This window comes from Mycobacterium sp. E2462, from assembly GCF_001672685.1.
GTDB lineage: Bacteria > Actinomycetota > Actinomycetes > Mycobacteriales > Mycobacteriaceae > Mycobacterium.
In genome coordinates this window covers 1-9,843 of record NZ_LZKC01000049.1, presented here as the reverse complement: position 1 = coordinate 9,843, position 9,843 = coordinate 1, and the positions used below count along the sequence as shown (strand labels likewise).

Sequence of the window (9,843 nt, the reverse complement as noted above, 5' to 3'; positions counted from 1 at the left end):
TGGCGCCGGGCACGGCTCGGCGGCCGTCAGCGCGTCCATGCTCATGCCGTGTTCCTGCGCTTGCAGCTGGCTCAGCGGAGAGGTGACGGCCGACGCCGTGGTCACCGCCTATGGCAGCCGGGGGCCACGGCGTCAGCCGGCGTCTAGAACCAGGGCCCGGGGTAGTGACCGTCCTGGTCTTCCACCATGACGATCTCCTTGCAGTCCCCGTTGGCCGCCGGCGCCGTTTCGCCGCGGCACACCAACGTCCAGCCCGACAGCCGGGCGAAGGGGCGCACCGCCCAGTTGGGCGCGACGGGGTCGGGACCGGGCAGCGCGATCACCGAGAAGGTGCCGCCGGTGTTGGTGATGTACAGGTGGTCGTCGAAGAAGGTCACTTTCGCAATCGGCTGCTTCTTGACGTCGTCGCGGCTCTTCAGCAGGTCCCACTGCTGGGTGCGCAGGTTCCACACTCCGAACCCGAACTGGGAGTTGTCGGAATTGTGCGCGTCGACGAACAGCTTTCCGCCGGAGAGCGTTGCCGCCAGCCCGCTTCCCGAGATGCGGTCCGAATCACCCACGCGGATGACGGATTTGGCGTTCAAGTCGTAGAACATCGTCGAGAACGCCGGTGGGTTGACGGAATCCCATCGCGTCATTTTCACCAGTTTGTTGGGGCCGTCGGTCAATTCGGCGTCGACGGTTTGAATGTCGTTGTCCTGGAAGATCGTTTCGCCGTTGGGTCGGCGCAGCTCGGCGCCCGAGGTCTTGCCCGGGTCGGTGGTGCGCGCAAACGCGAGCACGTCCTGCCACGCCCGCGCCGGCTGCGCGTCGTTCCACGTCATCGCCAAGTCGGAACCGGACAGGACGACGGTGCGTGGCGGCGCCGTCGGAACGTGCCCGTCGGTGAAGGCGTTCACCCAGGCCACCCCGGACGCGGTCGACGCCAGCCCCCATCCGGCGGGCGCGGTCAGCTTGAGGTCCGGGCCGGGCGGTTGCAATTCCTTGGTCACCAGCGGCTGGCTCGATTTGAGGTCGAACGCGTAGGCGGTCGTCTTGGTGGTCTCGGGTTGCGGCGGCTGCGCGGGCTTGACGGTGGTCACCAGGTAGACCGCCCGCATGTCGTCGTCGGCGCCCGTCAGCGCGCAGATGGCGCCGGTCAGGTTCTCGCCCGGCGCCACCGTCGGCAGGCCCGGCGTGACGTACTGCCCGGTCTTCGGGTCGAAAACCTTCGGGCGGATGTCGTCCAGCGCGGACTTGCCGGTGGAGTACTTCTCGGGGCAGCCGAAGTACGCCGTCCCGCCGTAGCTCTTCCAATCCTTCTCCAGCGGCCCCGTCACGGCGGCGGGCGGCGGGGCCGCGGCCGCGCTGCTCTTCGGGTGGGCCGTGGAGTTGGTGGGCGTCAGCGGCGGCGGGGAGGCGGTGTGCGAACACGCCGCGGCGGCAAGGCAGCTCAGCGAGAAGGCGAGGGCGCGCCGCGGCGCGACCACGACGCGGCCGACCGCCGGCCAGCGAAGAGCGCGCATGCAAAGACCCCCGTTACGTTCGTGTAACCAAGGAGCGTAGAGCCGGGCGAATGCGCCCGCGACTCGGGCGCGGGGCCGCGGCGGCGCTCACCGCGGCGCGCGCAGCCGCACCATCCGCGTCGTCGAGGTCTCGTCGAGTTCGACGACGTCCGACCGCGACCGCAGGAAATCGCTGAAAGACCGGAAACCCAGGGACCTTTCGCTGAACGACGGGTCCATGCGTTTCATCTGCGCCTTGACCGCGGAGTTGTGCAGCCAGTCGACGTCGTCGCGCTCCAAGCCGATCTGCAGCGCGCGCGTCAGTAGCGCTGTGGCGTCCGCCTGGGGGTCCGCCGCGTCGTCGGGCTCGGCCTCCTTCGAACGCGCGCCGCGCGGCTTCGCGGCGCCGGGCTCGGCCGCGGGCTCGCCCTCCAGCGCGGGAACGCCGGGCAGCGCGTCGTAGACGACGAACTCGTCGCAGGCGGCCGCCAGCGCCCGGCTCGACGCGCCGGCCACCCCGATGCCCACCACGTAGCGGCCCAGCCGCTTGCAGCGCTGGGCGAGCGGGATGTAATCCGAGTCGCCGGCCACCACGACCACGTGCGTCAAATCGGGCAACCGGAACATGTCCTCCACCGCGTCGACGGCCAGCCGGATGTCGGCGCCGTTCTTGCCGTAGGCCGCCGCGGGAAACAGCTGCACCAGGTCGACGGCCCGCGCCACCAGCTGGTGCCGATAACCCGCGTTGACCTCGGCCGACCAGTCCGCGTACGCGCGGGTCAGCACCAGGGTCCCGAACGACGACGCGAAGTCCAGGATCGCCGCGACGTCGACCGTGGCGCGCCCTAGCCGTTCGGGGAACTGCTCGAGGCCCTTGGCCTTGTCCCGCTGGAACGAATTGCGGCCGTTGACCTGGTCGTATCGCGAAATGACGATGTTGTCGAAGTCGAGGTACACCGCCACGCGGGCGGCAACGGGCTCGGTCACGTTCTCATCATGGCCGAGGTGTGCCCGCGGTCACCACGCCCCGCTGGACGAACGAAAGCCACAGGCCTGAGCCCGCCAATCCGGGGTATCCAAGACCCATGAGCGAGCTGAAGTTCCTCGAACTGCATGGTGACCGCGTCGCCTACCGCGACGAAGGGGCCGGTGACGCGGTGCTGCTGATCCACGGCATGGCCGGCAGCTCCGAGACGTGGCGATCCGTCATCCCGCGGCTGTCGAAGAAGTTCCGGGTGATCGCCCCGGACCTCCTCGGCCACGGCGAGTCCGCGAAGCCGCGTGGCGACTACTCGCTGGGCGCGTTCGCCGTCTGGTTGCGCGATTTCCTCGACGAACTCGGGGTCGGGCAGGCCACCCTGGTCGGCCAGTCGCTGGGTGGCGGCGTCGCGATGCAGTTCGTCTACCAGCATCCCGACTACGCCAAGCGGCTGGTGCTGATCAGCAGCGGCGGCCTGGGCCCCGACGTCGGCCTGGTGTTGCGGCTGTTGTCGGCGCCCGGCGCGGAGCTGGTGCTGCCGATCATCGCGCCCAAGCCGGTGCTCAGTGTCGGCAACACGTTGCGGTCGTGGCTGCGCAGCGCCGGCATCCACTCGCCGCGCGGGGCGGAGCTGTGGAGCGCCTACTCGTCGCTGTCGGACCGCGAGACCCGCCAGTCCTTCCTCAAGACCCTGCGGTCGGTGGTCGACTACCGCGGCCAGGCGGTCAGCGCGCTGAGCAGGCTGCGGCTGCGCGAAGAACTGCCGGTCATGGCGATCTGGGGCGACCGGGACGGCATCATTCCCGTCGAGCACGCCTACGCCGCCCGCGAGGTGCGCGAGGACAGCAGGCTCGAGGTGCTGCCGGGCGTCGGCCACTTCCCGCAGGTCGAAGCGCCCAACGAGGTCGTCGACCTGATCGAGGACTTCATCGAGACCTGCGAACGCCGCGACGCCGGCAGCCCGCAACCCGCTCCGTGACCGCCTGACTCAGCCCGCCGAGCGGCTGGGCTGCCGAAGGCTCTCCCGCCCCCCGAGATGCGCGGACGCGGTGACGACGGCCCGTTCGATCTGCCGCAACGAATGCACGGCGGTGAGAAAGCGCCGGGTGTCGAGTTCGTCGCCGTCGAGCGCCTCGCGGTGCCGCGCCACGGCCTCCGCCGCATCCAGCGCGTCGGTCGCGGTGTCGACGGTCTGGCCGTGCGCGCCGTCGATGATGGCGATCAGGACCTCGATGTTGCGGCGGGTGTGGGTCGCGGCCGCCGCGAAGGAGTCGGCCAATTCCCGGGAACCGCCCGAATCGCCGAGTTGCTCGCTGCTCAACGCCAGCGTCCGGCCGTACCGGTCACAGGCGGTGAACAGACGCAGCCCGCGGCGGATGTTGCGTCGGCCCGCGAAGCCGGCGACCCCGGCGAGCAGCGGCTTGGCCGTGACCCGGAACTGCTGCAGGGCGCGGTCCAGCTCCCGCGCCTGCTCGGTGGGGTTGGTGCCGGCGCCGTGGCCGCAGATCCGCTCGGCCGCGACGTCGATCAGCGTGGACAAGGCGGTCAGGTAGTCGCGGGTGTCGTGGCGGATGGCCGTCCTGGTGTTGGTCGGCAGCACCAGAATGGCGGCGGCCACCCCGATGACCGCCCCGAGCGCGGTCTCCTCGATGCGCAGCAGCAGCACGCCGAAGCTGAACTCCCCGAGCAGGCCGTAGAGCAGCGCCAGCATCGTGGTGATCCAGAACGTCATCAGGCTGTAGGTGACCGTCATGAAGTAGAAGGCGCAGAACAGGCAGACGAACACCATGGCGAGCGAGCCCAGCGTGTTCCCGGCGAACAGGGTGGCCACCAAGATGCCGCACGGGACCCCCAGCAGGGTGCCCAGCAGCCGCTGCCAGCCCTTGGTCAGGGTCTCGCCCCACGAGTTCGTCCCGGCGAAGATGACGAACGCCGCGATCACCGCCCAGTACCAGCGCGCGGGGGACACCAGCTCACCCGCGACGATGGCGAACGACGCGGCGACGGCGACCTGAATCGCCTGCCGCGTGGTCGGCAGAAGCCCCTGCCGGCCGGGCTCGACGTCCTCGACGGGCGCGTCGGCGGGCGACGCCGCCGGCACCTCATCGGCCGCCGCGGGAACGGGCAGCTCGCCGGTGGCGGCGCGTTCGACGATGGCCCGCACGTCGGCCGTCGCCCGGGCCGCGTTGATGATCGCCAGCGCGACCCGCCGCACGGCCGCCGCGGCGCGGTCGTCCGAGCCGGCGGGCAGCCGGTCGAGAATGCCCTGCGCCTGGTTGGCGGCCTGGCGCAGCCCCGGCGGCTGCGGGAGCCGAATCGCGCGGGCCAGCTGCGTCAGCGCCGCGACGATCGCCGCCCGGGTCTCCGCCGGGATCTCCCCGGCGACGGCGGCCACCTGCCGGCCCGACGTCGCAACCCACCCGACGGACAGCTCGGCGTCGAACAGCCAGGGCGTCAGCTGCTCGACGGTAACCCCCGGCCACAGATCACCCGGGTCGGCCTTGTCCTCGATCTGACCGAGCACCATCAGCGCCGTCTCGTTGAGCTGGTTGGTGCGCCGCCCCAGCCGGCGACGGCGCCTGTCGTCGAGGCGGCCGGTGCGCACCGCCTCGGCGGCGGTGTCGACCACGATCGCCATCCGCGCCCGCAACGCGCGGATGGTCGCGCCCAGCACCCGCTCGGGCCGGTCGGGCAGCACGTAACTGCTCATCAGGAAGGTGCACACGGTGCCCACCGCGACCGCCCCGATCATCCACGGCAGCTCGGACAGGCGGGCCCGCAGGTACAGGGTGAAGAAGTACGCCATGAAGGCGACCATCCCCAGCGCCCGGCCGCGAGGGCCGTACCGGCGGATGTACACCGCCGCGAACACGACGACCACGAACGTGACGTCAGCGGCCAGCGGATGCGCCGCGAGCAGCGCGGCGGCGGTGATCGACGCGGCGGCGGGCAGCGGCAGCAGTGCCATCGTGATCCGCTGCTGGCGGGGGTCCGGCTCGTTGACCGAGCGCGACGCGACCATGGTGATGACCACCCCCAGCAGCGCCACCGTGAGCGGCTGCCCCGTCGCCCGGGTCAGCACGAACAGCGCGGCCAGCGAACACCCCAGCGCGGCCGTCGTCCGGGTCGCCATCCGCAGGCGCAGCAACCCCGGGTCGGAACCCACCCACCGGTTGCGGGCTTTTTCGATGAACTCGGCTATCGGACGACCCCCCTCGTGATCGGACACCCCATGGTTACCCGAAGTGCTGTGCGGCGACCAAGCTAGTCTTCGACATCGTGACCCCGCCGACCCGGGCGAAGCTGGCCGATGGCCGTGACCTGCTCTTCTTCGCCCTGCCCGGCCGCCACCCGCAGCCGGTCGCGGACCGCAGGCCGCTGCCGCCGCGGCAGGCGCAGCGGTCCGAGTTGCGGTTCGACGCCAGCACCGGCCAATGGGTGATCATCGCGGCGCTGCGCCAGGACCGCACCTACAAGCCGCCGCGCGAGCAGTGCCCGCTGTGCCCCGACCCGACCGGCCTGATCGGTGAGGTGCCCGCGCCCGACTACGACGTCGCGGTCTTCGAGAACCGGTTCCCCAGCCTGTCCGGGACCGGGGTCGCGGCGCCGCCGCCGGGAGTCTTCGCCTGCGCCCCCGGCGCCGGCCGCACCGAAGTGATCTGCTTCTCCAGCCGACACACGGGTTCCTTCGCCGAGCTGGAGCCGCGGCACGCGCGGCTGGTGGTCGAGGCGTGGCGGCACCGCACCCGCGAGCTGATGGCCACCCCGGGCATCGAGCAGGTGTTCTGTTTCGAGAACCGCGGCGAGGACATCGGGGTGACGCTGACCCACCCGCACGGCCAGATCTACGGCTATCCGTTCCTGACGCCGCGCACCGCGGTCATGCTCGAGCAGGCGCGGCTGCACCGGGAGCGCCACGGCACCAACCTGTTCGCCGACCTGCTGGCGCGCGAGGTCGCCGACGGTGGCCGCATCGTCGCGCGCGGGGCGTCGGTCACCGCATTCGTGCCGTTCGCGGCGCGCTGGCCGGTCGAGGTGCACATCTACCCCAACCGGTTCGTGCGCAACCTGTCCGACCTCGGCGAGGGCGAGGTCGACGACTTCGTCGCCACCTACCTCGACGTGCTGCGACGGTTCGACCGGATGTACGCCGCGCCGCTGCCCTACATCGCGGCGCTACACCAATACGCGGACACCGAGGCGCAGGCCGACGGCTACTTCCACGTCGAGCTGATGTCGATCCGGCGCAGCGCCACCAAGCTCAAGTACCTGGCGGCGTCCGAGTCGGCGATGGACGCCTTCATCACCGACGTCACGCCCGAGGCGGTGGCTCAGCGGCTGCGCGAGCTGGCATGACGGTCCGGCACTCCGCACCCGGGCGCATCAACCTGATCGGGGAGCACACCGACTACAACCTGGGCTTCGCCCTGCCCATCGCGCTGCCCCAGCGCACCACGGCCGCCTTCACCCCCGACGCGAGCGGCGCGCTGACCGCTACCAGTGATCGCGCCGACGGCGCGATGCGCATTCCCCTCGACACCGCCCCCGGCGCGGTGACCGGCTGGGCCGCCTACGTGGCCGGCGTGGTGTGGGCGCTGCGCGAGGCGGGCCACGCCGTCCCGGGCGGCGCCTTGGCGATCACCAGCGACGTGCCCATGGGTTCGGGGCTGTCCTCCTCGGCGGCGCTGGAATGCGCGGTGCTCGGCGCGCTGCTGTCCGCCGCCGGGCTGCGCCTCGATGCCACCGAACAGGCGCGGCTGGCCCAGCGCGCCGAGAACGAGTACGTGGGCGCGCCGACGGGCCTGCTCGACCAGCTCGCCGCGGTCTTCGGCGAGCCCGCGACCGCGCTGCTGATCGACTTCCGAGACCTCAGCGTCGCGCCGGTGCGCTTCGACCCGGACACCGCGGGCGTCGCGCTGCTGCTGATCGACTCCCGGGCGCCGCACGCGCATGCCGGCGGCGAGTACGCGGCGCGGCGCGCCTCGTGCGAGCGGGCGGCCGCCGACGTGGGAGTGTCGTCGCTGCGCGAGGCCCAGGACCGCGGGCCGGCCGCCCTCGCCGCGGTGCGCGACGCGCTCGACGCCCGTCGCGCCCGGCACGTGCTGAGCGAGAACGCCAGGGTGCTGGATTGCGTTGCCGCGCTGGAACGGTCCGACTTCGCCGAAGTGGGCCGGATCTTCTCCGCCTCACATGCATCGATGCGCGACGACTTCGGCATCACCACCGGGCAGATCGACCTGATCGCCGAGAGCGCGGTGCGTGCCGGTGCGCTGGGCGCCCGGATGACCGGCGGCGGCTTCGGCGGCTGCGTGATCGCCCTGGCGCCCGCCGACCGGGCGGACGCCGTCGCCGCGGGGGTGCGTCGGGCCGCCGAGGACGCCGGGTTTGCGCGGCCGGTCATCGGGCGGACCCGCGCGTCCGCGGGCGCGGGGCCGTAGCCCGCCGTTTATCCAACGAAAGCTGTGATTTCGCCGGCCTTCAGTTGTAACGTTACGCATATGAGGGGGATTCTCTGCGCAGTGTGCGGCACCGGTTTCGCCGGGCGGTCCGACGCCGTGTACTGCTCATCGGCGTGCCGGCAGAAGGCGCACCGCGCCAGGACGGCGCGACGCGTCAACGCGCTGCGCGAGCGCGTCGGGCAAACACCCGGTGCCGCCCGGGAAAGGGCGGAGGCCACTCGCGAGTTGCAGCGCTCCGCCGCCCGCTCCATCGAGCGGGCGCGTCAGCAACTCGACCGGTCCCGCCAGCTGTTCCAGGTCTCCGAGCGGCGGCTGCAGGAAAGCGACGCGTTGCGGCGACGCACGCCGCCGCCCGAGCCGACGGTCGAACCTCCCAACGCCTCCGCGGAGCGTGCGCCATGGCGTGGCAACTAGACGGCCAGGCGGCCGCGATCGAAAAGGCGCTCGCCGGCGGCACGCCGCAGCGCGCCGGCTGGTTCCGGTTCTACTTCGCCGACCAGCGCTGGGAGTGGTCCGAGCAGGTGCAGCGCATGCACGGGTACGAACCCGGGACGGTGACGCCCACGACCGAGCTGGTGCTGGCCCACAAGCACCCCGCGGACCGGGCCCAGGTGGCGGCGAGCATCGACACCATGATCCGGCGCCGCCAACCGTTCAGCACGCGCCACCGCATCGTCGACACCCGCGGTAACACTCACCACGTCGTCGTGGTGGGTGACCAGTTCTGCGACGCGGACGACCAGGTGATCGGCACGCACGGCTTCTACATCGACGTCACGTCCACCAGCAGCCGCAAGCGTGAAGACGCGATCAGCACCAAGGTCGCCGAGATCGCCGAGCGGCGCGGCGCGATCGACCGGACCAAGGGGATGCTGATGCTGGTGTACGGCATCGACGAGGACGCCGCCTTCAACCTGCTCAAGTCGCTGTCGCAGGTGCGCAACCTGAAGCTGGGCGTGCTGGCCGAGCAGATCGGCCGGGATTTCGCCGAGCTGGGCAAGGACGCCGTCGGCGCCCGGTCCCTGTTCGATCAGCGGCTGCTCACCGCCCACTTGCGCGTCGCCGAGCAGCAGCCCGATCCCACCAGCGTCTGAGCTAGCCGATCGGGGTCAGCCGGACCGCGCCCAGGTGCAGCCGGTCGACCGCCTCGGCGAACTCCTCGCGGGACGGGATGCGCGGGTCGCGGAACGTCAGCCCGATCATCCGTTGGGCGCGCCGCAGGCCGTACGACTCGACGCAGCGCAGGTACAGGTCGGTGACCGCGGCGCGGTCGCCGACCAGCACGCCGCGCATCGCACGCGTGGCGCCGTCGTAGACCACCCGGGCCTCGGCGCCGTCGCGGAAATTCTGCTTCCACTGCGCGCCGGTCAGCGCGTAGAGGTGGCCGCCGATCAGGTGGGCGCTCACCGGAATCGAGAACGACCGGCCCGTCTTGCGCCCGGTGAAGCTCAGCACCATCAGCTGCCGGCGCGCCGGACCCGCCAGCGGGGTGCGCAGCAGGGCGCTCAACACCGGGTTGACCAGGCGCATCAGGGCCGACGGCGGGTGCCCGGGTTCGATCGCGTGGGACTGCTTCGCCATGCGCTCACCGTAGGACCATTCGCGCGGCGGGGCGCGCGATCAGACCATCTCGTTCTGGGTCAGCCAGCGCATCACCGGCCAGCCGACGAAGACGGGCAGCCAGCAGGTCAGCACCCGGTACAGCAGGACGGACGGCACCGCCGTCGCCGCGGGCACCCCGAAGGCGGCGAGCCCACCGATCAGCGCCGCCTCGACCGCCCCGACCCCACCCGGCGTCGGGGCGGCCGAGGCCAGCGTCCCGCCGACCATCGTGACCACGGTGACCGCGACGAACGTGGTGCCGCCGCCGAAGGCCTCGACACTGGCCCACAGGGCCAGCGCGGCCCCCAGCGTCGTTCCG

General features: G+C 71.8%; 10 protein-coding genes. 5 read left to right on the top strand and 5 right to left on the bottom strand.

Annotated elements, in window-relative coordinates; translation table 11 throughout:
- Positions 1-143: 143 nt before the first annotated feature.
- Positions 144-1,505, bottom strand: coding sequence for a hypothetical protein (locus A5714_RS02790; RefSeq protein ID WP_068282546.1), 1,362 nt, complete (start codon positions 1,503-1,505; stop codon positions 144-146).
- An 87-nt stretch (positions 1,506-1,592) separates the two neighbouring features.
- Positions 1,593-2,471 carry an NYN domain-containing protein gene (locus A5714_RS02785; RefSeq protein WP_068282544.1) on the bottom strand — a complete coding sequence of 293 codons (879 nt, stop codon included), beginning with the start codon at positions 2,469-2,471 and terminating at the stop codon, positions 1,593-1,595.
- 98 nt (positions 2,472-2,569) lie between these two features.
- On the opposite strand from A5714_RS02785, the gene A5714_RS02780 reads away from it, so the two are divergent.
- A complete protein-coding gene (locus A5714_RS02780) occupies positions 2,570-3,442 on the top strand; it encodes an alpha/beta fold hydrolase (RefSeq protein WP_068064910.1) in 873 nt (290 codons plus the stop codon).
- Positions 3,443-3,451: 9 nt separating this feature from the next.
- On the opposite strand, the gene A5714_RS02775 is transcribed toward A5714_RS02780, so the two are convergent.
- The gene (locus A5714_RS02775; RefSeq protein WP_082959540.1) at positions 3,452-5,596 is read right to left on the bottom strand and encodes an FUSC family protein; all 2,145 of its coding nucleotides are present in this window, start codon (positions 5,594-5,596) and stop codon (positions 3,452-3,454) included.
- Between the two features lie 146 nt (positions 5,597-5,742).
- Here A5714_RS02775 and galT point away from each other — a divergent pair, with 146 nt between their 5' ends.
- Genes galT through A5714_RS02755 form a run of 4 tightly spaced genes read left to right on the top strand, consistent with a single transcriptional unit; the run spans position 5,743 to position 9,016 of the window.
- The gene (gene galT, locus A5714_RS02770; RefSeq protein ID WP_068282538.1) at positions 5,743-6,819 is read left to right on the top strand and encodes a galactose-1-phosphate uridylyltransferase; all 1,077 of its coding nucleotides are present in this window, start codon (positions 5,743-5,745) and stop codon (positions 6,817-6,819) included.
- On the top strand, positions 6,816-7,901 hold the full coding sequence (locus tag A5714_RS02765) for a galactokinase (protein ID WP_068282535.1): 1,086 nt from the start codon (positions 6,816-6,818) through the stop codon (positions 7,899-7,901). Before galT ends, A5714_RS02765 begins: the two co-directional genes overlap by 4 nt.
- Positions 7,902-7,961: 60 nt before the next feature.
- Positions 7,962-8,336: a hypothetical protein gene (locus A5714_RS02760; protein WP_156747146.1), complete on the top strand. Its 375-nt coding sequence runs from the start codon at positions 7,962-7,964 to the stop codon at positions 8,334-8,336.
- A complete protein-coding gene (locus A5714_RS02755; RefSeq protein ID WP_068064893.1) occupies positions 8,321-9,016 on the top strand; it encodes a PAS and ANTAR domain-containing protein in 696 nt (231 codons plus the stop codon). The genes A5714_RS02760 and A5714_RS02755 overlap by 16 nt, the downstream gene beginning before the upstream one ends.
- Before the next feature lies 1 nt (position 9,017).
- On the opposite strand, the gene A5714_RS02750 is transcribed toward A5714_RS02755, so the two are convergent.
- A complete protein-coding gene (locus tag A5714_RS02750; RefSeq protein ID WP_068064890.1) occupies positions 9,018-9,503 on the bottom strand; it encodes a hypothetical protein in 486 nt (161 codons plus the stop codon).
- A 39-nt stretch (positions 9,504-9,542) separates the two neighbouring features.
- A partial coding sequence (locus tag A5714_RS02745) for a YbhN family protein (protein ID WP_197502702.1) occupies positions 9,543-9,843 on the bottom strand: 301 nt, incomplete at its 5' end.